The 22208-nt window shown below is 57.8% G+C and carries 23 protein-coding genes and 1 tRNA gene; 13 read left to right on the top strand and 11 right to left on the bottom strand.

Annotated features, from left to right (window positions below; genetic code table 11):
• The first annotated feature begins 81 nt into the window (after window positions 1–81).
• A complete protein-coding gene (locus BW919_RS02115; protein WP_088335333.1) occupies window positions 82–255 on the top strand; it encodes a preprotein translocase subunit Sec61beta in 174 nt (57 codons plus the stop codon).
• A gap of 7 nt (window positions 256–262) precedes the next feature.
• The gene (engB, locus tag BW919_RS02110; protein WP_232452903.1) at window positions 263–922 is read left to right on the top strand and encodes a GTP-binding protein EngB; all 660 of its coding nucleotides are present in this window, start codon (window positions 263–265) and stop codon (window positions 920–922) included.
• A gap of 2 nt (window positions 923–924) precedes the next feature.
• Here the strand turns inward: engB and BW919_RS02105 are convergent, their stop codons facing one another.
• Window positions 925–1650, bottom strand: a complete 726-nt coding sequence (locus BW919_RS02105) for a UPF0280 family protein (RefSeq protein ID WP_157665900.1) — start codon at window positions 1648–1650, stop codon at window positions 925–927.
• 292 nt (window positions 1651–1942) lie between these two features.
• On the opposite strand from BW919_RS02105, the gene pyrG reads away from it, so the two are divergent.
• The gene (gene pyrG / locus BW919_RS02100) at window positions 1943–3586 is read left to right on the top strand and encodes a glutamine hydrolyzing CTP synthase (RefSeq protein WP_343224393.1); all 1644 of its coding nucleotides are present in this window, start codon (window positions 1943–1945) and stop codon (window positions 3584–3586) included.
• Here pyrG and BW919_RS02095 read toward each other — a convergent pair.
• A complete protein-coding gene (locus BW919_RS02095) occupies window positions 3555–4586 on the bottom strand; it encodes a DHH family phosphoesterase (protein WP_088335328.1) in 1032 nt (343 codons plus the stop codon). The two genes, pyrG and BW919_RS02095, sit on opposite strands and share 32 nt — an antisense overlap.
• Window positions 4583–5281 (bottom strand): phosphoglycolate phosphatase, encoded by a 699-nt coding sequence (locus tag BW919_RS02090; RefSeq protein ID WP_088335325.1) that lies wholly within the window; start codon window positions 5279–5281, stop codon window positions 4583–4585. The genes BW919_RS02095 and BW919_RS02090 overlap by 4 nt, the downstream gene beginning before the upstream one ends.
• Window positions 5282–5296: 15 nt before the next feature.
• Between BW919_RS02090 and BW919_RS02085 the strand changes: the two genes are divergently transcribed.
• Entirely contained in the window at window positions 5297–5992 is a 696-nt protein-coding gene (locus BW919_RS02085) for a 16S rRNA methyltransferase (protein WP_088335323.1), read from the top strand.
• Here BW919_RS02085 and BW919_RS02080 read toward each other — a convergent pair.
• Window positions 5989–6237 (bottom strand): hypothetical protein, encoded by a 249-nt coding sequence (locus tag BW919_RS02080; RefSeq protein ID WP_088335321.1) that lies wholly within the window; start codon window positions 6235–6237, stop codon window positions 5989–5991. The two genes, BW919_RS02085 and BW919_RS02080, sit on opposite strands and share 4 nt — an antisense overlap.
• A gap of 85 nt (window positions 6238–6322) precedes the next feature.
• Between BW919_RS02080 and hemA the strand changes: the two genes are divergently transcribed.
• The gene (gene hemA, locus BW919_RS02075) at window positions 6323–7537 is read left to right on the top strand and encodes a glutamyl-tRNA reductase (RefSeq protein WP_088335319.1); all 1215 of its coding nucleotides are present in this window, start codon (window positions 6323–6325) and stop codon (window positions 7535–7537) included.
• Here hemA and BW919_RS02070 read toward each other — a convergent pair.
• Window positions 7508–8365 carry a hypothetical protein gene (locus BW919_RS02070; RefSeq protein ID WP_088335317.1) on the bottom strand — a complete coding sequence of 286 codons (858 nt, stop codon included), beginning with the start codon at window positions 8363–8365 and terminating at the stop codon, window positions 7508–7510. The genes hemA and BW919_RS02070 overlap by 30 nt on opposite strands.
• Window positions 8366–8413: 48 nt before the next feature.
• Between BW919_RS02070 and hemB the strand changes: the two genes are divergently transcribed.
• Genes hemB through BW919_RS02045 form a run of 5 tightly spaced genes read left to right on the top strand, consistent with a single transcriptional unit; the run spans window position 8414 to window position 12638 of the window.
• Window positions 8414–9373, top strand: coding sequence for a porphobilinogen synthase (gene hemB, locus BW919_RS02065; protein ID WP_088336466.1), 960 nt, complete (start codon window positions 8414–8416; stop codon window positions 9371–9373).
• Window positions 9358–9819 carry a phosphatase PAP2 family protein gene (locus tag BW919_RS02060; RefSeq protein WP_088335315.1) on the top strand — a complete coding sequence of 154 codons (462 nt, stop codon included), beginning with the start codon at window positions 9358–9360 and terminating at the stop codon, window positions 9817–9819. Before hemB ends, BW919_RS02060 begins: the two co-directional genes overlap by 16 nt.
• A complete protein-coding gene (locus BW919_RS02055) occupies window positions 9816–10709 on the top strand; it encodes a triphosphoribosyl-dephospho-CoA synthase (protein WP_232452927.1) in 894 nt (297 codons plus the stop codon). Before BW919_RS02060 ends, BW919_RS02055 begins: the two co-directional genes overlap by 4 nt.
• A complete protein-coding gene (locus BW919_RS02050) occupies window positions 10685–11434 on the top strand; it encodes a DUF447 domain-containing protein (protein WP_157665896.1) in 750 nt (249 codons plus the stop codon). Before BW919_RS02055 ends, BW919_RS02050 begins: the two co-directional genes overlap by 25 nt.
• The gene (locus BW919_RS02045; protein ID WP_088335309.1) at window positions 11379–12638 is read left to right on the top strand and encodes an HD domain-containing protein; all 1260 of its coding nucleotides are present in this window, start codon (window positions 11379–11381) and stop codon (window positions 12636–12638) included. Before BW919_RS02050 ends, BW919_RS02045 begins: the two co-directional genes overlap by 56 nt.
• Window positions 12639–12670: 32 nt before the next feature.
• On the opposite strand, the gene BW919_RS02040 is transcribed toward BW919_RS02045, so the two are convergent.
• Window positions 12671–12759, bottom strand: a tRNA-Sec gene (locus tag BW919_RS02040).
• A 60-nt stretch (window positions 12760–12819) separates the two neighbouring features.
• On the opposite strand from BW919_RS02040, the gene nth reads away from it, so the two are divergent.
• Genes nth through BW919_RS02025 form a run of 3 tightly spaced genes read left to right on the top strand, consistent with a single transcriptional unit; the run spans window position 12820 to window position 16999 of the window.
• Window positions 12820–13488 carry an endonuclease III gene (nth, locus tag BW919_RS02035; RefSeq protein ID WP_157665894.1) on the top strand — a complete coding sequence of 223 codons (669 nt, stop codon included), beginning with the start codon at window positions 12820–12822 and terminating at the stop codon, window positions 13486–13488.
• Window positions 13485–15941 carry an AAA family ATPase gene (locus BW919_RS02030; protein ID WP_088335305.1) on the top strand — a complete coding sequence of 819 codons (2457 nt, stop codon included), beginning with the start codon at window positions 13485–13487 and terminating at the stop codon, window positions 15939–15941. Before nth ends, BW919_RS02030 begins: the two co-directional genes overlap by 4 nt.
• Window positions 15938–16999, top strand: coding sequence for a hypothetical protein (locus tag BW919_RS02025; protein WP_088335303.1), 1062 nt, complete (start codon window positions 15938–15940; stop codon window positions 16997–16999). Before BW919_RS02030 ends, BW919_RS02025 begins: the two co-directional genes overlap by 4 nt.
• Here the strand turns inward: BW919_RS02025 and ppcA are convergent.
• From ppcA to rnhB, 5 genes are all read right to left on the bottom strand, one after another.
• Window positions 16988–18598: a phosphoenolpyruvate carboxylase gene (gene ppcA / locus BW919_RS02020; protein ID WP_232452926.1), complete on the bottom strand. Its 1611-nt coding sequence runs from the start codon at window positions 18596–18598 to the stop codon at window positions 16988–16990. The two genes, BW919_RS02025 and ppcA, sit on opposite strands and share 12 nt — an antisense overlap.
• Window positions 18599–18638: 40 nt before the next feature.
• A complete protein-coding gene (locus BW919_RS02015) occupies window positions 18639–19520 on the bottom strand; it encodes a hypothetical protein (protein WP_157665892.1) in 882 nt (293 codons plus the stop codon).
• On the bottom strand, window positions 19480–20859 hold the full coding sequence (gene tgtA, locus BW919_RS02010; RefSeq protein WP_157665890.1) for a tRNA guanosine(15) transglycosylase TgtA: 1380 nt from the start codon (window positions 20857–20859) through the stop codon (window positions 19480–19482). The genes BW919_RS02015 and tgtA overlap by 41 nt, the downstream gene beginning before the upstream one ends.
• Before the next feature lie 5 nt (window positions 20860–20864).
• Window positions 20865–21470: a radical SAM protein gene (locus BW919_RS02005; RefSeq protein WP_157665888.1), complete on the bottom strand. Its 606-nt coding sequence runs from the start codon at window positions 21468–21470 to the stop codon at window positions 20865–20867.
• Between the two features lie 75 nt (window positions 21471–21545).
• Window positions 21546–22178 (bottom strand): ribonuclease HII, encoded by a 633-nt coding sequence (gene rnhB, locus BW919_RS02000; protein ID WP_088335293.1) that lies wholly within the window; start codon window positions 22176–22178, stop codon window positions 21546–21548.
• Window positions 22179–22208: the final 30 nt, after the last annotated feature.

Genomic DNA, 22208 nt, shown 5'->3' with positions numbered 1-22208 from the left:
AAAATCAAAAAGTCGTCCTCGGGATCCGCGGGCGCAAGCGTATTTAGATGGCGCGATCGTACGGCGCTGGGGGTGGCGGGTTTGGGTAAGAAGATGGAGAAGAAGAGGGCTGAGTTACCACCGGCACGTGCAGGTATCCTAAGCTTCTGGGACGAGGAAGCGCCCGGGATCAAAATAGACCCCGATCACATACTCTATGCGTGCTTTGCGGTGGCCGTGCTGCTGATAATCGCCCACACGATGGCGGCGGTGTAAGGGCGTCTTGGCGGTTCACAGCTACGTGCCGAAGGATCCGCTCAAAGAGCGGGATCTGCCCGAAATCGTGCTCGTAGGTCGCTCGAACGTTGGTAAGTCCAGCTTAATCAGGGCGATAACCAGAGGAGCCGTCGACGCCCGAGTAGGTAAGCGTCCCGGTGTTACCCGTAAACCCGTATTCCACGAGCTAGACGGCGAGCTCGTTCTAGTCGACATGCCAGGATTCGGGTTCATGAGTGGGATTCCCAGAGGGTATCAAGAGCGCGTTAAGGATCTCATCGTTCGATACCTGGAAGAGAAGGACAATATCTTGTTCGCGATCCACGTGGTGGACGCCAAGGCTCTTCCGGAGATAGCGGAACGCTGGGAGCGTAGGGGCGAAATACCCATCGACCGTGAGATGCTACAGTTCCTGAACGAGGTAGGATTGGACCCTGTGGTCGCGGCGAACAAGATAGATAAGATCAAACCGATTGAGTTCGAGGAACACATGGACGCCGTCGCCGAAGCGTTAGGCCTCTTTCCCCCATGGCGCCAGTGGCTCGACACCTTGTTTCCGATCTCGGCCAAGACGGGAGAAGGTCTCGTCGAGTTCTTGGAAGCTTTGCAGGAGAAGGTAAGGAGAGCCGGGTATCCAGAGTTCGCCCGGTTTTTCCGCACGAAGTAGAGTTAGATGGTCGGTTCGAGGCGTGACGGTTTAATTTGACCACCCTTCAGCGACACGATCTTGGGTGGACGACCGGAAATCCCGACGAAGTCCTCTCGAATAACGACGGCGGCCTCGATCAAGTCCCCGGTGAAGTCGTCGGCGAACTCGAGGGCGCGCTGTACCGCGGCCTCCGGATCGTCACCGGAGGTAAGGTTACAGATAGCCGTAGCGGCGGCATCTGCGAGCGAAGCTCGCTCCGCGAACACCGTGACGGCGTCCGCCTCCCCGACGCTGTAAGAGTGACCGAACTTGCCGGAGCTAGTGCAGATCCCTAGTACTCCCTCAATCTCGAACCCGATTTTGCCGGAGAGAGGATGGTTGTCCGAGACGTACAGGCCGACGACTACGGATCTCCTGGCCCTGACCTGCACATCGCCTCCGTTGTCCACGATCACCGTCGGCTCCGCGGCTCGGGCTGCTAACTCGGCGATAGCTCCCGCCACTGCCGCCATAGGACCCACTTCGAACAGTTCCGCAGCTTTTGACATCAGCTTCGCGACCTCTGGAGCATCCTCAAGCGTTCTCACCGGTACTTTAGCCGTCACGAAAGCAGGGTCTCTGGCGACGTACCTGTCGAGCTCGGAGCGGTGTAATTTCACGGCCTTTGCCGCCGATGATGCTGACTCCTTCGAGTCCGCCCGTATGGTTACGTCGGTCTCTTCAACCACCACTCGCGTGGAGTGCAAAGACCTCTCACCTCCGAGAACCGACCGTTCGAGAGTTATCCACATGCTGGCCGAGTCATACTAGGTTTGAGGTCGATGATAACTACCATTACCGCGATTCTAGTGTAGAGGTGCTCGTGGTCGTGAATGAGTCATTTTTCACGGTGTACTAGTCCGAAATTATGTCATTCGAAGGATGGTGTGGCGGCGTCGAGAACCGCCGAAATTTCAAAGCACTTCGATCCCGGGAGAGAAGCGGACAGGAGGAATGGCTTCTGGCTCCCGAGCGGACCGGAGAGTACCGCGCAACCTTATTCTTTCTCGAGTCTCGGAGCGTGAAGGGGCGCTCGTGAAGTTCGTCGTGATCACGGGCGGGGTAGTGTCCGGTATCGGGAAAGGTATCACTACGGCGTCTATCGGCAAGATCATGAGAGCACGAGGGCTGGAGGTCACAGCGGTCAAGATCGACCCTTACATTAACGTGGACGCGGGCACCATGAACCCGTTCCAGCATGGAGAAGTGTTCGTCACGGAGGACGGTGTTGAGACGGATTTGGACCTAGGCCATTATGAGCGATTCATGGACGTCACGCTCTCCGGAGCCCACAATATCACGACCGGCAAGATCTACCAGCGGGTAATCGAAAAAGAGCGCCGTGGAGACTACTTGGGCGAGACCGTCCAGGTGATTCCACACATAACCGACGAGATCAAGTCGTGGATCCGCGAGGTAGGTAAGGCCAGTGGCGCGGATGTCGTGCTGGTGGAGATAGGTGGTACCGTCGGCGACATTGAAGGAATGCCCTTCTACGAGGCGGTTCGGCAGCTACAGCTGGAGGAAGGTCGAGAGAACGTGATGTTCGTCCACTTGACCTACGTTCCCTACTTGGAACACGTCCACGAGCTGAAGACGAAACCCACCCAGCATAGCGTCAAAGAGCTCCGTAGCCTAGGTATCCAGCCGGACGCTATCGTCTGTCGGTGTGAGCGTCCCCTAGACGATGGTGTCAAGCGGAAGATCGCCCTGCACACGAACGTCCCGAGGGAGGCTGTAATCGACGCCCACGATGTCGACTTGGTGTACAAGGTGCCGTTGTTGCTCGAGCGCCAGGGCTTCGGCGATTACATCTGCAAGCGTTTGGGTCTCGACGCGGACGAACCTGATTACTCCGACTGGTTGGATTTCGTCACCAAGGTCGAGGAAGCCGACGACGAGACCAGGATCGCAGTCGTGGGTAAGTATGTGGACTTACCGGACGCTTACATCAGCATTCGGGAGGCCTTAGTTCACGCTGGAGCTCATGTCGGGGTCGGCGTTGACGTAGCGTGGGTGGACTCTGAGGCGCTCGAAGCCGGTGACTCCGAGGCGTGGGAAGAAGTGAAAGACGCCGATGGTGTATTAGTTCCAGGTGGCTTCGGCAGGAGAGGTGTCGAAGGTAAGATCGAGGCGATTCGATACGCACGGGAGAACGACGTCCCGTTCTTGGGTATCTGCTTGGGTTTCCAGCTCGCCGTGGTAGAATACGCTCGCAGCGTTCTCGGGCTCGAGGATGCCCATAGCACAGAATTCAATCCTGACACCGATCATCCCGTCGTGGACCTGCTTCCGGAACAGCGCGGGGTGAAGCGGAAAGGTGGTACGATGCGGCTAGGTGCTGAGCCCGTGGTGCTCGAGGAAGGGTCGCTCCTCAGACGCCTATACGACGACCGTGAGATCATCTTGGAACGGCATCGACACCGTTACGAAGTGAACCCATCGTACGTTCGCGAACTAGAGGACTACGGACTGAAGTTCTCGGGACGTTCACCCGACGGGCGCATGGAGACCCTCGAACTGCCGGATCACCCTTACTTCGTTGGCACGCAGTTCCATCCGGAGTTCAAGTCCCGTCCCGGTGACCCGTCGCCACCGTTCGTAGGTCTCATCAAGGCTGCAGCTGGTCAAGGGCCCGATTGAACGCCTTTCGTGGATCACCGTCGGAGAAATGTAGCGCCGCCGCGTTGGGATGTCCACCGGCCTTGGACCCCTCCAACCATCTCGCCATCTTCACCATCAACTCGTTCACCGGGAAGCCCTGGGACCTACCACTTGCCTTGTAAAGACCGCACGGCTTTCTGGCGAGATTAACCACCACGGAGCATTTGAGGTTCAATCGATCTAGGAGGTCACGGGCGACCAATCCTTCGACGTCCACTTCGGTGTGGATCTCCGCGTAACCGATCCCTTCCACGATGTGCGTCGTGCGCTCCGCTTCACCCGACCACATAGCCCGGTGCTTCCTCACCCGCTTTCGGTACCGCTGTAAGTGAGACTCCGTCACGTCGTACGGAGAATCCGCCGACATCAGCACCTTCAACGCTTTTCTGGCTCCTACATCGTATTTTACCCGACGCGCTGCGTTCACGGTGGCCGCCGCGTCCTGCAATGGGGTGAGGTTCCGGCCCCTACTCGGAATTAAGTACCCAGGATCAGTCATCGAGGCCAGCGTGTCATACACGGCCCCTCCCTCCATACCGTCTCCGGCCGCTCCTATCAGAGGAACCCACGGCCGATTCAGTCCTCCCGTGCGGTGTGCGAGCATGCCGACAAGAGCTGACGCCGACGTGTGAGTCGGGAGGGCAGGGATCTCGTATGGGTTGACCGTCATCGGGTAATGGCTGTCCGTAGGGTGGTGATCGATGACCACAACCCTGTCTCTAGCCTCTGGGAAGGGGGGAGGTGTAAGATCAACGGCGACGACGACGTCGTACTCTTCCAACATGTCGCGGAACTCGGCCTTAGGTACCCCGTAGAATCCTCCTGAGGGGAACCACACGTCGTCCTCCGTTACCCCGAAAGCTTCACAGAGCGTGGCTGCGCCCGACACGCCGTCCGCGTCGATATCGGCCATGACACCGATGGAATCCGCCGATGACAGCAACTTTAACACTCTACGAACTAGCGGGTACAACTTCAAGCGTCCACCTCCTCGAGGAGGTTCCGTAGGAAGGTGGCGACTCCGTCACCGTCCTCTGCGTCGAGTACCACGTCCGCGATTCGCTTGACATTCTCAGTGGCGTTCGCTGGTGCCACACCCAACCCCGAAGCTTTCAACAGTGGAGCGTCGTTATCCCCGTCTCCTATGGCTACCACATCGTTCGGGTCGATACCGAGCCGCTCACAGATGACTAGGAGCCCCTTCCCTTTGTCCACCTGCTTAGACTTCAAATGATACGCGAAGCCCGTGTCCACTACCTCGATACGGTCGGAGTACCCGAGCCCGTCCAACACGCGTTCGATTTCCTCGACGGGTACATCACGGTAGATAGCGACCTCGGTTCGGCGGAGCCCGGGTGGTTCGGTACGCCTCACACCGAGTCGCCGGCGGAGCTCTCGGTACGCTTCTTGGATTAACTCGACGTCCTCTTCCGGTACCGTGCTGATCTCCTCGTCGTCCACGGCGACTATCCCTCCGTTCTCCGCGATCAACGGACCCTCGAAGCCGAGGAGAGTTGCCGCCGATCTGGAGTAATAAAGGGTGTTACCGGTGGCGATACCAACCAGTATCCCGCGTTTCTGTAGTTCCCGCAGGTACCGGACGCACTTTAGGTGGACGGCTCTATCGTCTCCCGTGATCGTGCCGTCGATATCCGTGATGACGAGGGATACCACGGGGGTAGCCCCCGCATGCCACGTCTCTGTTTCGTGCTAGCGGAGTCGGAGCTGGAGTTCATCCCGCCCAAGCTCAGAGGCCATCAACACGTGGTGAGGTGGGCGAAACGGCGTGGGAAAAAGCCTGGGGAATGCCTCCTCATAGCGAGCAAGCACCACGTAGCTATGCAAGATAAACGGCTCCCGGAGCGTGACCGCCGTGGTCGCCCCGACATAGTTCACGTGACGCTGCTTCACGTACTGGACTCCCCCGCATCTCGGGAGAACGCCTTAGATGTGTACGTACACACCAGGCATGACCTCGTCATATGGTTCCGTGGAGACGTCAGGCTACCGAGGGATCAGTATCGGTTCATCGGACTCATGGAACAAGTTCTCAAGGAGGGTCAGGCGCCTCCGGATTCCGATGAGCCGCTGATAGAGGTTCTGGATGTCAGTGTGTGGGACGTGCTTGAGGCCAACGAGGTCAACGTGTTACTTTCCGAACGAGGCGATCTGATCGAACCAGTCGGCTATATGGCCGGGCTCCTGGACGCCGGCGTGGAAAGGATAGGGGTCGTAGTAGGTGGTTTCCCGAAGGGGGACTTCTCGGAGGAGTTCTACGATCGCACGGACGACGTCGTCCGAATATACGACGAATCCCTGGATGCGTGGACAGTGGCGGCACGAATCGTCACGGCCTTCGAGCTGGCTGCCGGAATCTTGGGTTAGCCTTTCACTTCAATACCTTCGATGAGCTCCCGTGGGATCTCTATCTCGTCACCCTCCTCGATTTCTCCCTCCGACATCATGCGGGCCAGCCAGGTGTTGAGGGCGGTGCAGATGTGGATGGGTTCGACTCCGAACTCCATCGCCTTCTCCGCGATCGCCTCGGCGGCTTCCTCCTTGTTCTTTATCTTCACGTTGTAGGTTGCCTCCATGATGGAAAGGTGAGCCAGGGCTTCAGACTTCGACACGGAATTCTCCCCCCGCCACGATGGAACCGGTCGCTAATTAACATCGTGCGACCACGTTGACCGACAACCGCGAGGAGGGAGGTAGATGGAGGACCTGGTGTGCGTCGGCATCACCCACAAGGAGGCGGAAGTAGAGGAGCTGGAAAAGGCCAGGTTCGAGTCCGATGAAGCTGTGAAGGACATCGTCGAGTCCTTCGGACTCTCCGGCTGTGTCCTCCTCCAGACATGTAACCGCGTCGAGGTGTACACTTCTGGGGCGGGGGATCGTGCCGAAGATCTTCGGGATCTCGTACACGACGATGCCTGGATTAAGCGAGGTTCGGAAGCCGTGAGGCACCTATTCCGTGTAGCCTGCGGGCTGGAGTCGATGATGGTGGGGGAGCAGGAAATCCTACGTCAAGTGAAAGAGGCGTACGACCGTGCCGCACGGTTGGGTACGTTGGATGAAGTCCTCAAGATAGTCTTCCGAAGGGCGATCAACCTGGGCAAACGAGCCCGGGAGGAGACTCGGATCAGTGAAGGTGCGGTGTCTATAGGATCTGCCGCCGTCGAGCTGGCGGAGCGGGAGCTGGGTTCCCTACACGATAAGACCGTCCTCGTGGTCGGTGCCGGTGAGATGGGAAAGACCGTGGCCAAGTCCCTAGTCGATAGGGGCGTCAGAGCCGTTCTCGTAGCGAACCGCACCTACAAGCGAGCCGTTGAGCTCGCGAGGGAGCTAGGTGGAGAGGCGGTACGGTTCGACGAGCTCGTGGATCATCTCGCCCGGTCGGATGTCGTAGTTTCAGCGACGGCCGCCCCGCATCCTGTGATCCACGTCGACGACGTTAGAGAAGCCTTGCGTAAGAGGGGCCGCCAGTCCCCGGTCCTGATAATCGATATCGCTAATCCTAGAGACGTCGAAAAGGGAGTGGAGAACCTCGAAGACGTCGAGGTACGTACCATCGACGATCTCCGAGTGATCGCGCTGGAGAATCTCGAGAGGCGGCGTAAGGAGATCCCAAAGGTGGAGAAGCTCATCGAGGAGGAACTCTCGGTCGTGGAAGAAGAGCTTGAAAGGATGAAGGAGCGACGCCTCGTGGCCGACGTCGCGAAGTCACTGCATGAGATTAAGGATCGAGAGCTCGAACGCGCACTGAGGAGGTTGAAGACTGGAGATCCGGAAAACGTCCTCCAAGATTTCGCAGAGGCTTACACCAAGCGACTGATTAACGTCCTGACGTCCGCGATTATGGAGCTACCGGACGAGTATCGTAGAGTAGCGTACAGGGCCCTAAGACGGGCGAGTGAGCTTAACGGCTAAGCTCTCCAGTTTCATCCTCGCCGCTGGATCCGGCGGTACGAGCTCTAACATATCGAACGGTAAGAATACCCGCTTATCGGGAGCATCGACGTTCTCCACGAGTACGAGTCTCAGCTGTGGGACCATGAGCAAACACTCACGAAACGTCCCTGCTCTGTGCACTACATACTCTACATAACCATCGTCTCTACCGAACCCTTTCCCGAATTTTATCTCGGCTCTTAACTCGCGGAATTGCCACGATGGAATGAATACACATCCAAGTCCAGATTTTATCGAATTAGACTCACCTTCTAGCCCTAAAAACTTCCTAATAGTGCTATCCTTAAATGATTCTTCGAAGAATTTCGGCAACTTTTCTCCCTTACGTACTTCAATAGGTAATAAGGACCCGACCAGTATTTCCTCAAATCCTTCCTCCCTACCTGACAGCTCATACGCTGTTTTGTAAAACTGTAACGCGTCTCGTACGTATTTCATTGCTTCTCTTCTTTTGACCCTTCCATAGAACTGTTTTACCATAATTACCATTATGGTGGGGATAAAATATGTACGTAATTTACCAGTCAAAGTCTTCTCACCCATGTCAAGTATATTCCTGTACTTGACGGCTATTCCATAAATAAGATTCAAGAGTTTCACAATATTCCTTTCCTTAAAATTCACCCCGAATCGACTCCGAAAGAAGCTAGAATAAGCACTTAACATTTCCTCCCGGTCGAACTCCTTCAGCCGCGCCCATCCCTCCGACCACTTTATGAACGCCTCTTTGAACACGTCCACCACGCCGAATGCCGTTTCACGGGACTCCTTCCTCCCGCGTATCAACCTAAAGCACTCCCCGTGGGGAGAGACAGATTGTATCCGACTGTCCGCATGCGCAGGTATCGTAAGTCCGAGGCGATCCGTGACCTCGTCGCCGAAACGGAAGTGAGCCCAGACGATCTAATCTACCCGATCTTTGTGCGTGAGGACGGGAAGACCCACGAAATTTCCTCAATGCCCGGTCAACGGTACCACTCCGTGGAAACCGCCGTCGAAACAGTCGGAGAACTCCTGGACTTGGGTCTACGGGCGTTCATACTTTTCGGAATTCCGAGAGAAAAGGATCCTGAAGGTCGAGTTGCCGCAGATCCTGAAGGTATAGTCCAAAGGACCGTGCGAGCGCTTAAGGAAGAGTACGGTGACGACATCGTTGTGGTTACTGACGTTTGCCTTTGCCAGTACACCACCCACGGTCATTGCGGCCTCGTTGACGAGGATACAGGTAAGGTGCTGAACGACCCTACCCTGGAGGTCCTGGCGGAGGTGGCACTTTCCCACGCCGAAGCTGGGGCCGACATCGTCGCCCCATCTGACATGATGGACGGCCGGGTAAAGGTGATCAGAGAGGCGCTTGAGAGTGAGGGTTTCGGCGATGTCATGATCATGTCTTATGCGGCCAAGTATCACAGCGCGTTCTACGGCCCGTTCCGGGATGCGGCGGACTCAGCACCGGAGTTCGGAGATAGAAGCACTTACCAGATGGATCCCAGGTGCTTCCGCCAGGCGATCCGCGAGCTGGAGTTAGACGTCGAGGAGGGAGCGGACATCTTGATGATTAAGCCGGCGATGCCCTACCTGGACGTTGTGCGCGAGGCTCGGCGGAGGTTCAACCACCCCATCGCGGCCTATCAGGTTAGCGGTGAATACGCGATGATCAAGGCGGCGGCCGAGGCGGGGTACGTGGATTACCGAGCCGCTGTGCTGGAGTCCATCACGTGCATCAAGAGAGCTGGGGCGGATTTGATACTCACGTACTTCGCCCCGGAGGTGGTGCGGTGGCTGAAATCATAGTGCGGTTCGACCACCGCGTGATCGAGAAGATCCCGAAGCGACCCCACGTAGCTTTCGAGCTCATCGGTTTAATTTTCAGTGGTTGGATCTTGTTCCCCTCTTCCCTGATCTTAATGCTGTTCGACCGTCTGCTGGGTTTTCATGTGCTCGAAGCGCTGGTGCTTTCAACAGTATCCAGCGAAATTTTGAAGGTGGTCGTCGGTAGACCCAGGCCCGAGAGAGAAGGTAGAACCCCGTGGGGGTACTCCTTCCCCAGCACCCATACCACCAGAGTGGCTTCGCTAATTCCGGTGTTCTGGAAGCTGTCCCCTAATTTGGGGATCATAGTCGTCGTAGTGGCCATCATCGTGGCGATATCCAGAGTGCTCTCTCGGGCTCATTACCCGTCGGACGTGGTGGCTGGGTTCTTCCTCGGCTACGCAATGGGGTGGTTCGTCACTTGGTGAACGAGCCGGAGCGTATTGCCGTCAGCTTAACACTAGGAGCGCTTCTGGAGGTCTCAAGTTGGCCTAAGCCCGGAAACGTCCACAGGACCAGGGATTTCGACGACACCAGGTTCGAGCACTTCTTGGCCAGTGCCGTCGCTGCGCAGCCGGTACTCCGAAAAGTTGCGGAGATGGCAGCTAGAAGAGAGCGCGTCCCGCTCGGGCGCTACCTTTACGAGGCGGTTCGACACTCCATGTCGGCTCACACCGGTGGGAACACTAATCTAGGTATCCTGATCCTCGACGTCCTGCTCGCTTCAGCTCTCGCCCGTGCTTCCTTGGACCCCAACGACGTTCGGCGTGAGGCCTTGAAGTTGGCGAAGGAGACCGAGGAGCGAGACGCGTACTACTTGTACCGTGCTATCAAATTGGCCGGTGCCGGCGGGATGCGCAGGGTCCGAGGCTCGGGAGTCCCGGACGTTTCACGCCCGGAGGACGTGCTGGAAAAAGGGACAACGATGTACGAGGCGCTGCAGGCGGCCGCACACCGTGACGCGGTAGCCGAGGATTGGGTACGCGGACTCGAGCGCAGTCTTCGAATAGGCCTTCACGTGATAGAATTGCGCGAGAAATACGACATCAACGAGGCGGTGGTTCGGACGTTTCTAGAAGAGCTTGCCACACGGCCGGATACGCTGATTTGGAGGAAACACGGACTCAGAGTGGCTTTACGGGTTTCAGAGGCCGCACAGGAAATTCTGCGGATTGCTGGTGATAGGCCTGTGACTGAAACTCGGGCCCTTTACGAGCTCGACCGTGAGTTACACAAGGATGGTATAAACCCAGGCTCGACGGCCGATCTTTTGGCGGCGGGGCTAGGATACGCTTGCTATCTGGGGATGAGGCCCTAACGGTGTACCTTGCTAGGGTACTCTCCTGTCCCGAGCTGTTCCGTGTAAGTACTCCAGAGGAGGCACGGCGGATCGCCGAGAAGATCTTAAGCGAGGAGATCGAACCCCCTTTAGAGTTCTTCGGACTGCGCAGAGATGCCGTCAACGAGGTTCTCGCGGTGACCGACGGGCCTTCGGGTGAAAACGTAGCACCCGTGGGACTGCGCGTGCACGGGGATTCCATCGTCGTGAACCTGTACCCAGGTTCCCGTACCTACGAGAACTTCGTTCGGACCGAAAAGCTCACCGCGTGTGTAGTGCCTGATCCCATCCGATTTCTGAAGGCGCTGTCGAATGAGTTAGCTGTCGAGACAGTCGGGAACGGGGCTAAGGTCGCGGAGGGAACCAGGGCTTACCTCGAGCTGGAAGCTAAGGAGATACACGAAGGGAGACCGCTGACAGCGGAGTTGCGGGTTGTAGGATGGGGGCTCCTTCATCCCCGTCCCCGAGCTCTAGTCCGAGGCGAATCCGCCCTGCTGGAAGCACTCGTAGAGTTGACTCGAATCCACTTAGATGAGGACCACGTGGACGCCTGCAAAAGGGCCCTGGATGTCGTCAAGAGGACGATTTGGAGTGAGGAGTACCAGTGGGCCGTCGAGAGAGTAGAACGAGAGCTGCGGGGGAAAGAGGATGGGCCGGATCATCAGGATACCGGTCCACGGATTCGTCGAGCTGCAGGGGGTTGAGGAGCGCGTACTGGACTCACCCGAAGTCCAACGGTTGAGGAGAGTTCGGCAGTTAGGTCTCGCGGAGCTGGTGTATCCTGGTGCCACCCACACGAGGCTCGAACACAGCTTGGGCGTGAAGTACCTGTGTGACCGTGTGATGGAGATTCACTGGGAAGAGCTCAAGCGTAACGTGCCGGACGTCGGTAAGTTCTCGAGATCCTACATCGAGGAGGTGCTAGGGCTGGCCGGTCTGTTGCATGATGTGGGTCACCCTCCCTTTTCGCATGTTCCGGAGCCACTGCTGGAGGAAGAGCTCAAGGTCGATCATGAGGACATCGGTCGTGCCGTAGCTAAGGTCGTGCTAGAGAGGGCCGACGCCATGGACGTCGAGGTTACCTTGGAAGTGGCATTCGGACCCGGTGATGGATGGACTAGCGTACTCCACTCCGTGATAGCCGGGAACCTCGGCGTAGACCGCCTGGACTACCTCATGCGTGATTCCCTTCACGCCAGCGTGGAGTACGGCCGAATCGAACTCGACAGGCTCCTGCACACCCTGGAGTTGGGTGATCCAGTGGTCGTGCATGAGAAGGGATTGGAAGCGGCGGAGTCCGTGTTGATATCCCGATACCACATGTACAGGGCGGTGTACTTCCACAAAACATGCCGTGCCGGCGATGCGATGTTGCTCTGGGCGATGCATGTTGCCGTCGAAGACGACGACCTGGACCTCCGTATATTCGACCCGGATCGGTTGAGTCGAAGCGAAGACGCACTGTCCACGTTTCAAAGCATGGACGACTCAACTTTACTACGCGCGTTGGAGGAAAATCCCGAGAGCCGTAAATTCGTGAAATCCTTGAAGAACCGGCGCTTGTACAAGTGTGTGGCTGAGTACCAGGCGGCCGTGGAACCGAAACATGGTGAGCTCTTCAAGGTGGCCGTGGAAACCTCCGAGGAACACCTGGGAGAACCCTTCGGAGTGCTGTTGGATTCCTCGAAGGTGGTTCCGTACGATCCCTCTTCCGACGAGGTAATCGTGAGGACGCGTAACGGTGACGTCCCGTTATCCGAGGTTTCCGACATCGTGGCAACGTTGAAGGAGCGCACGCTTTCCGAGATACCGACCGTTAGAGTGTACGTGCGTCCGGAGACGAGAGACGACGAGTCTCGCGTTCGGAGGATCGTGGAACACGTGAAGTCGGCGCTACCCCCAACCTAGGGTAACGTTATGGATGTTATAACGAACGACCGCGGCCGCCGCGGGGAATTGAACCCCGCGCCCCGCTCGGGGCGCGCCGGATCTGAAGTCCGGCCCGGGGACCACCCCGGTGGCGGCGGCCTTTCGGTGCCGGGCTTCGGTAATGCCCACCTCGATACCGAGTTTAAGGATTTCGCCGGGAATGAGGCCAGGGAGACCTATGGACTCCAACACCGTGATGGAAATCGTAAAGCACTACGAAGATCATCCCATCATGGAAAGGCTGAAAATACGGCGTGATCCCTTCCGAGCCCTTATTCAAGCCATCATATCTCAACGGACCAGGGACGACGTGACGGATAGAGTAGCGGAGAGGTTCCTGCGGAAATTCAAGACTCCGAAGGACGTCGTAGAAGCGAATCTGAAGGATCTCGTTGAGACGCTCCGCGACGCCGGACTCTACCGTCAGAAGGCCAAAATGATCAAGGAGTGTTGTGAACGTATTCTTACGGATGGACTGGATCTTGAGGAGGTCGTTCGGAAGCCTACGGAGGAAGCGCGACAGGAGTTGATGCGTCTGCCAGGGGTCGGTCCGAAGACAGCCGACGTAGTGTTGCTATTCGCGGGCGGCCATGACGTTTGTCCGGTTGATACACACGTAGCTAGGATTTCAAGGAGGCTTGGTCTGACCGACTCGAAGGAGTACTTCGAAGTTCAAGAGGCTGTGCACGAGAAGGTTCCCGAGGGCGAACGCGGTAAAGCGCACCTCGCACTCATACAATTCGGACGCGAGATATGCCGTCCTAGAAAACCCAAGTGCGAGTTGTGCTTTGTCCGTCGTTTTTGCCCGTACGGAGGGGAACAGGCTTGACTGTCAAGGAAGTGTACGAGGAACTGCGTGAGGTAGTCCTGGAGAAGCTCGGTAAAGGCGAGGACCCCCTCCCTCAGATTCTCGGGCAGAGAGATGTCAAGATGCAGGTTCTCTCCGCACTCGTCGCAGGACGACACGTGCTGATCGAAGGTCCACCCGGTATCGGCAAGACGACCCTCGCTCGCGCCGTCGCGGACCTCTTACCCCCAGCTGAGGCTGTGAAGGGGTGTCCCTTCAACTGCCATCCGAAAGAGCCAGTATGTCCCTTGTGCCGGGCTCGCGATGGAGACGAGCTCGAGACCGAGACAATTCCAGGGCGTGAGCGGTTCGTACGGATTCAGGGGAGTCCTGACCTCACTCCGGAGGATCTGCTCGGAGACATCGATCCCATCGCGGCCCTCGAGTACGGACCGACCGATCCTCGGGCATTCACTCCAGGGAAGTTACTCCGGGGTAACCGTGGCGTAGTGTTTTTCGACGAGATCAACCGATGTCCTGAGAAGCTCCAAAACGCGCTGCTCCAAGTCTTAGAGGAGCAGCGTGCTACGATCGCGGGCTATGAGGTCGACTATCCAGCCAACTTCGTCATGATCGCCACCATGAACCCGCACGAATACGCGGGAGCCGAGGAACTCTCCGAGGTCCTCCTAGATCGCTTCGACACCGTGAAGATGACGTACCCCAAGTCTAAAGAGACCGAGAAACGCATCATCGTCGAGCGGGGAGAAGACTTCGGAGTGAAGGTCCCTGAGTACGTCCTCGAGTTCATAGTCGACCTGGTCCGGGCCACTCGAGATCGCGACGACATTGAGAGGCCCGCCAGCGTCCGCGCCACCATCGGTCTATACGAGCGGGCGCAAACTAACGCGGTATTGCATGGGAGATCGAAGGTCGAGCTGCAGGATGTCATCGAGGTTGCTCCCTCAGTCCTCCGCAAGCGAATCAAGCTGAGTCCGAGGGTCCAACACGTTAAATCGGAGGAGGACGTCATCAAGGAGATCATCCAGGAGGTGCTCGAGGGATACGGGAAGACCGAAGTGCCGGACACGGACGGGATCCCGGGAAAGTCGAAACCCGATGAGGGGGCGTCGACTGGTGCCCCTGAGGGACGTCGAAGAAGCCGTCGACAGAAGCCGAGGCTCACTCGGGAGCGTCCGGACGAGACGAAGTTTGGAGGTGAAAAGCGAAGTCGGCTGGATTCCCGTACTGTTTCGAGAAGTGAGAGTCCAACGACATCAGCCGCAGACTCAGCTGCGGATGGTGAGGCTTTGGGCGATGAGTACCACAGGAGGCTTCGATTCCGAGCCCTCACGAAGGATGACCAGCGCAGGTACGTCGAAGGGGAACCGGAGTACGTCTTCGCGGCCCGTGTCCTCCGCCAACTGCTCAATCGAGGCGTAGAATACATCCGACCCGATCAGCTGGCGGAGTCCCTGGTCACTAATGCGGCATATGTCAAGGGGAAATACGGTCGGAGGTTCATCGAGGAGATTACGGGGTGGTCCTACGATGAGATCGCCTCACAGCAGCACGATTACTCGCTCATAGACGAGCTTGAAGAGGAAATCCGGAAGAGATTGGAGGTCCTACAAGAACTAGGGTTCGTGCGCTCGTCTTACCAGGGAGGTGTGAGCCTGACACTGAAAGGTAGGGAACTCGCGGCGTTCTCCGCGCTGATCGAGGAGCTTGAAGCCTTTGAAGGTACTGAGTTCGGACATCATGCGGCTAAACGTCTGAGTGAGCGGGGGACTGGGGGTAGGGGCTACCCCCGAGAGTACCGTCGCGGAGATCCTTATACGAATCTCGATGTACGTGGGTCACTCCGGACCGCCGTTCGCCGCGGACGTCGTGAGATCCTCCCCGAAGATCTGCGCTCGTTCGACAGGGAGGAGGAGGTAGGTCTTGACATCGTGTACGTCATAGATACCTCCGGAAGCATGTCGGGGGACCGCATCGACGCTGCTAAGCGCGCCGCGATAGCTCTCGCTCACTTCAGCGTGAAGGCCGGAGACCGAGTGGGCATCGTAGGGTTCAACACCAAGGCGAAGATCATTGTGGACATCACATCGGACGTGGAGGAGATCATCACCAAGGTGATGTCGCTGAAGCCCGGTGGTGCCACGGACATCGGCGAGGCGATCCGTGTGAGCACTGAGCTTTTCAGACGCTGTGGAAGGCCAAACCGAGATTGGCATATGATCCTACTGACGGACGGGGTGCCCACCAAAGGGGAGCCCGATCCGGAGACGAAGGCGCTATCCGAAGCCACCGCAGCGAGTCGAATGGGAGTGACTATCTCTGTGATCGGAATTAAGCTGCCAGAGGAGGGTATCCGGTTGATAGAACACATCGCCGGAATCTCGGGCGGCCGCTCACATCACATCACCGACCCGGAGGAGCTCACGCTGGTGACTCTCAACGAGTACCGCAGAGCCAAGGGGATAGGGCCTTGAAATTCACGATCCTGGCCTCCACTTTAGCCGATCGAGATGTACTGCGACGAGCTGAACGGCTCGCTGAGAGGTTCAACCTCGAGCCCATGGTCGTCACAGACCCCGAAGACGTCCCTAACTCACCTACCGTGGCGCTGGTAGCTACCGGCGGTACGGAGGACGCGATAGAGGCGCTCCTCGAGCGGTCTCCGGCGGTGCTCCTCCTCCACTGGCACTCCTACAACTCCCTGGCGGCCGCGCTCGAAGTCGGCGTATCGACGCTTCACGTCGGCCGTGCGGAAGAGGCGATGCGTGCCTTCAAGCGTCTCGTGGGGACCCGTATCCTGGTCGTTGGAGGGAAATGTAGCTGGATCAAAGGTCCAGATCCCTCCGACCTCCCGTACCTCCGGACGGTCGAGGTAGACCTCGAGGACGTGAAATCGGTCGATCCTGACGGATCCTTCGAGGAGAACCTCCGTGCCCACGATATCGATCCGTCGGAATTGAACCGCGACTTCCTGGACTTGGCAGGTAAATTGCATGCCGTACTCTCACGACACGGGGCCGACGCGATCACGGGGGACTGCTTCTCCCTCTACGAGGAGTTCGGTGCGGTTCCCTGTTTGTACTTCTCCGCGTTGGACGTGCCTTACTGTTGTGAGGGTGATTCCGCCGCTCTGGTCACGACCCTGCTAACACCCGCGCGCATACGCCCCTTCATCGGGAACGTGATCGAACTGGACCGATACGGGACGCGTCTCGCCCATTGTGCCTGTCCGTTGGAGTTGCTCAGAGAATTCGAGGTGGTAGATCACATGGAAACCGGCGCACCACATGCCGTGAAAGGTGTTCTACCGACAGGTAAGTGCGTGTTAGCCCGGTACCCGTACGCCGTCGGAGCTTCCATCGTGGAGACCCGATGGCGCGACGACCAGTGTCGCGTTCAAGCTAGATTGTTAGTGGAGGAGGAGTTCGAGCCGCTAGGGAACCACCATTGCGTGGCTCTCGGTGTGAGTCCTGACCTGATCAAGGAGATCTTCGAAGCCGTACACTTGAATCCGTCCCCGTCATCCGAGTGATCCACGCATCCGTCCCATCTCGAGTAAGAGGTCCCTCACGAACGGGTTGACTTCCTCTACACCGCCCTCCGAGACTACGTACCTGAGGTACGGTTCCAACGTGTGTACCAGATTCTGGTACTCGAAATCGGATGGGGATTCCAGGTCGAGATACTCAACGCAGTACTCCAGGTCGGTGTTAACCATCGCCACTCCGGACGACGGTAGGACGGATCCGGCTGTCTCGAGGAATGTGTACTCCACCGCGAACTGCAAATCCTCGCGTAGCATGGGATACAATCGTGAGATCACCGCGTCCAGGGCGTCTTCACCTAGCCGCTCCTCGATCTCCGCGAGTCCTCTTCCTGTTCCGATGAGCTCCGGTGGCATCCCGACGGTGTAGCAGGCTCCCGTGAATTTGATCGCGCGTGGCAGTTCAGGCAGCTTCTCGACTCTCATTCGGCGCAGTTCGCGGTATAACTTACGACCCACATCCCCAAGGCTCTTACACTGTATCCCGACACGGTCAGGTTCGGGAATGTCCCGCGCGTATCCTACGGGTCCCTTTCGTGCTAATCGGTCCCTCGTGTTGGGGATCATATCGGCGACTATGTTCAGCGTACCTATGCAACGGAAAAACACGCTGAGGTAGTGCTTCACGAAGATCGCGGTGGCTAAGACTAGGTACTCGATGTCGTCCCCGGAGAGTTGGAGAGGGTCGTTCGCGGCGAGCTTGTTAATTCGGCGGATAGATGCAACGGCCTTTTCACGATCGTGATCGTATCGGAATCCGGATTGTACGGTGTACGTGGCGGTGCCCGCGTACTCCTCTACGAACTCGTCTTCCATTCCCGGTCTAATATGGCCGCGGAACGGTAAACACCCACCTCCTAAGATAGGTGCCATCGGGACACCTAGTTCGTCCGACAGCTCGTACACTTCGAAGATAGCCAGTTTGCAAGCGAGGACCGCCGGGAGATGTCCGTAGGATAGCGCGGGGTCGGAGCGTCCGATGAACACCCTGAGGTAGCTGACGTCCATCCCGATCTCACGCATTCCTTCCACGTAGCCCGTTAGGATGTTGCGAATGTCGAGGAGTTCTGGAACCTCCTCAATAAGTGGGATGATTCGGAGGTTTCCCGCCTTAAGTGGTACGTCTAACTCACGGGATGCGAACCTACGCGCGTAGGAGATTCTATCCACTGTTTCCACTAGCTCTTCGGGCGAGGACGTCATAGGGTGTACTACCTCGAAGATCCCGCGGGCGTCTGGGTCCTCCTTGAGCAGCTCCGAGTTGGCTTCCATTACACCTAGAAGGGCCTGAACTTGGCGCAGTACGTTCTCCTTCGTCGCGCTAGGTACCCTAACGATTACGAAACGTTCCTCCCCCACCTGAACGCCGGCGTCGTGCAGTTCCATGAGGACCTGAATGGGCTGCAGGTACGGCGTTAGCTTGCCCTCGAAGTCTACCATGTATTCCTCAGCGTCGAACTCGGCCAGACACTCTACGGCCTCTTCAGGCTCCTCCTGCACCCTCACGAACTTCGTTGCGTCAGGGTGCTGGGTGGCTAGCGTCCGTGCAATTCGAGCTTCTCGGACTTTCTCCACTTCCCTGATCACCTCGTTCAACTCGAGACACCCACCGACTGTCCGCTTCTACTCAAAATGTTACTTCCAGGGATTCCCGGACCTTCCGGGCGTGTTTTTCGCTCCAACCCGTACGGTCGAGCTCTTCCAGCATCTCCTCGATGACATCTTCGTCGTGAAGATTACCTCTCCAGATAGGTCCTACCCCGTCGACGTAGTCTAGCATATCCAAAGTTTCGTTCGCTCTGGACCGGCCCCTACGACACTCTAATCCCACTCGAATTCTAACTCCTGGTTCGACGAGGCAGTACATCGGCTCGACCCCTACGTCAACCGAAGCCGCTAAGCGCGCTAAGGCTCCTACCACAGCTCGCACCTCTAGATCTGTGTTCCGCCGAGGTAGCGGTCCTTCAAGGAGATATTTGCGGCGGGCCGCCTGGGTATACAACGATTCGAGGTCTGTGGCGGTGACGTGCACGTAACCGTCGCGTACGCATCGGAACGCGGCTTGGGCGAACGGTATAGGGGTCCCGAACACGTCCAGGTCAACGGCATCGAAGTCGAAGGTAGAAAGTGTGACAACGGCGTCCATACACCTAACCTCCGATGGTAATCCGAGCCTCCGGACGTTGATCATCGCGATCTGACACGCAATGGGGTTCACATCAGATAGTACAGACCACTCCATCCCAGCTTCAATGTGAAGGCGGATGGCCCTGGCGCCGACCCCACAGAACACGTCTCCAAACCTCTTCACAGGACGTACGCGGTGGAACAGGACGAGTATAGATCGGTTTACGGCGGCGTTCGGTGCGAACGCTACCGGTGCATCACGGGTTGGAAGGCCATTCTGTGAGTAACGTTCCGGGTCCGGCACGTAGAACTCCGATCCTCCTTCCTTATAAAGGACGAACTCAGCGCCTGCGACCCTCTTCACCCCTCCGTCGGTCCTCACCTTCATCATCCCCGCTAGGCTCCACGAGACAGTGACAAGGGTACGACCATGACAGTTCTCCAGGTACCACCCCTAGCCACTCGTCGGCGAACGCCAGCTCCCATGGTTCTAACCACTCGACGATTTCCGCGTAGGGTCTGCTTATCCCTTTCACCACTTTACGCCCAGAGAGCTCACCGAACCTGTCTCGGAGCCGTCGACGGTAGAGCCATAGCTCGGGACGTCCCTTCGAGACTTCATCGCATACGAACACGCTACGCTTTGCGGCCGGGCACCATCGTTCCAGCTCTCCTCCACGTCGCGCCAGCTCCACCATCCCCGCCCAGGCACGCGGATGTGCTCGACATACCGATTCGGATAGCTCCCATAGCTCTCCCGACACTATAGCCTGCCTAGTGGTCTCTATCACCCTACGCAGCTCGTAGAGGTTATGCGTAGCCAACACCCGGGTACGCTCTCGCGGTTTCATCTCGCGGACGTCGTCCGGATCGTGTCGCGTACACACTGGGCAGGAACACGGGAAGGTCTCCAGCTCCTCTAACTTCAGGGTGCCTAGGATGGACATGTACCGATCCGATCTGGCGTAAATAGCGTAAGATGCGGAGTCGAACAGATCGCACCCCATCGCGACGGCTAGTGGAATCGCCAGCGGATGACCGCAACCGAAGAGATGTACAGGACGATGTGGAGGCAGCGAGGACTTCGCGGCCAGGACCACTCGTACCACGTCCACGAACCTGTACTCCTCTAGCAGCGGTACAACGCCTCCAACTGGATACACCGCCGCCGGCAGCTCCGCCAGTTTTTCCGCGCACAGTCTCCTAAGGTCTTCGTATGTGGACCCTTGGACGGTGAAGGCTAACGGAGGGCGCTCGTCGAGCTCCACCGCTTCGCGGGCCCTTTTCAGTGTGGTTTCGAGATCACGTTCGACTCGGGACCTCGGGGCGTCGGGTGGAGTCGGCACGTCGAGGATAGTGCCCACATCTGACCCGATCTTCGCTTGGAACCTCACGATCTCCTCGTTGGATACTTCGACATCGCCGTACTCCGCCAGCTGGAACGAGCCAGAATCCGTCATCACGAACCCGTCGAACCCGAGGAGTCCGTGGACGCCTTTTTCGAGCGCCTTCTCGCGTAGGTGCTTGTGCTTCCGGATAATGTAGGCGTTCGTGATCACACCGTCGAAACCTAACTTGGAGATCTCTCGTGGTTTCAATGTGGGTTTGTTAGGGTTAACTACGGGCAGCAGGGCGGGCGTCTTCAGTCTCCTGCCATTGACCTCAAAACGCCCGAGCCGGCCTGCCACGTCTCGATCCTTAACCTCGAATGTAACGTTCAAGTCGATCACACCCGTACCACGACGTTCTCACAACTCTCTCGGAGCTTCTCGGCGAGTTCTTCGGGGTCGATCTCGACCTCCTTGTCCCCGACGTATCGCTGAACGACCACAACGTCGGGGGATGCCTTCCGGACGGCCTCCACGACCTTCGGTACGTCGTCAAGCCATGGATGCACCGTGATCCTCAGTTCCAGGTCACATTGCCGGCGTACTATCCGGGCCGCTTTCAGGAAGTCTGAAGCCGTCATGCCGCCGCCAGTCGCTTCTATGTACTCATCACCGTGCAGAGGCGCTTTCAGGTCCAGTGCCACTCTATCGAAGCTTGAGATGACTTTCCCGAGGCGATCCGGGGGGAACCCGGAGGTATCTAGGACGACATTGAGACCCAAGTCCCGAGCACCACGTGCCAGTGCTTTCAGCTCCTCGCACGGTTGTAGGAGTGGTTCCCCTCCGCTCACTATCAGTGCATCAAGGTAAACAGCGTACTTCTCCACGTCTCGTAGGATGGTCTTAACATCGGCCTTCTTTCCCCCATTCGGATCTCGGGTCTCCGGGTTGTGGCACCATGGGCATCGTAACGGACACCCTTGAGTCCAAAGGACTGCACACACCTCACCCGGTAAACCATCGGAGCAGCTCACGGGTCTCAGGCCTGCTATTCGCAGTCCTAACCCCCCTCCATGCGCTCAGAAGAAGTCCTCGAGCTTTCGCTGCTTCACTTCGCTCTCAACGCGCTTGTACGTCTCCCACGATCGCCTGAAGTACTTCAGCAACTCGCCACCCCGACGTAGTTCCCGACGAAGGCGATCCACGGTACGGGGATCCGAAGGGTACCCAGACCCGACCTCTCCGTACTCCAGCTCCAGGAGCCTTACTATCCAGTCGCGGTATGTCTTGGCTACGATCGAGGCCGCTGACACTACTTCGTACTTCGCATCCGCACGCTCTTCGGCGATTAGGTTGATTTCTTCGGGCAAGTCGAGCTCCCTTCGCAGTCGCTCTGATGAGTAGTTCCCGGGTTTGTCCAGGATCACCTCGTCAGGCATAGCACGGCGTACTAGCTCCCCGATAGCTTCGAACTCCGCCTTCACCACGCCTTCTTCGTCTATCTCCCACGGCCATACTATCCTCAGGTCCACCCTTAATCGTTCATCCGACATCAACGCACGGATCAGTCTACGACGCGCACTCCGTGTGAGTTCCTTCGAATCTCTCGCGCCTAGGCCGAGCTCTCGCTCCGGAGCCAGTACACCGGCCACGACCATAGGACCGAACACGGGTCCACGTCCGGCCTCGTCGATACCCATTACACCGCTCATCTTTTGAACCCCTAAGCCTCGCTCCAGCGG

This window comes from Methanopyrus sp. KOL6, assembly GCF_002201915.1.
Lineage (GTDB): Archaea > JAADCQ01 > Methanopyri > Methanopyrales > Methanopyraceae > Methanopyrus.
The sequence above is the reverse complement of the archived record's forward strand: the minus strand, read 5'-3'. Positions and strand labels throughout refer to the sequence as shown.

Coding starts and splice junctions, on each gene's coding strand:
- BW919_RS02085 (WP_088335323.1), top strand. CDS start 5,297: ATGCCACGTCTCTGTTTCGTGCTAGCGGAGTCGGAGCTGGAGTTCATC.
- hemA (WP_088335319.1), top strand. CDS start 6,323: ATGGAGGACCTGGTGTGCGTCGGCATCACCCACAAGGAGGCGGAAGTA.
- hemB (WP_088336466.1), top strand. CDS start 8,414: ATGCGCAGGTATCGTAAGTCCGAGGCGATCCGTGACCTCGTCGCCGAA.
- BW919_RS02045 (WP_088335309.1), top strand. CDS start 11,379: ATGGGCCGGATCATCAGGATACCGGTCCACGGATTCGTCGAGCTGCAG.
- nth (WP_157665894.1), top strand. CDS start 12,820: ATGAGGCCAGGGAGACCTATGGACTCCAACACCGTGATGGAAATCGTA.
- rnhB (WP_088335293.1), bottom strand. CDS start 22,178: ATGAGCGGTGTAATGGGTATCGACGAGGCCGGACGTGGACCCGTGTTC.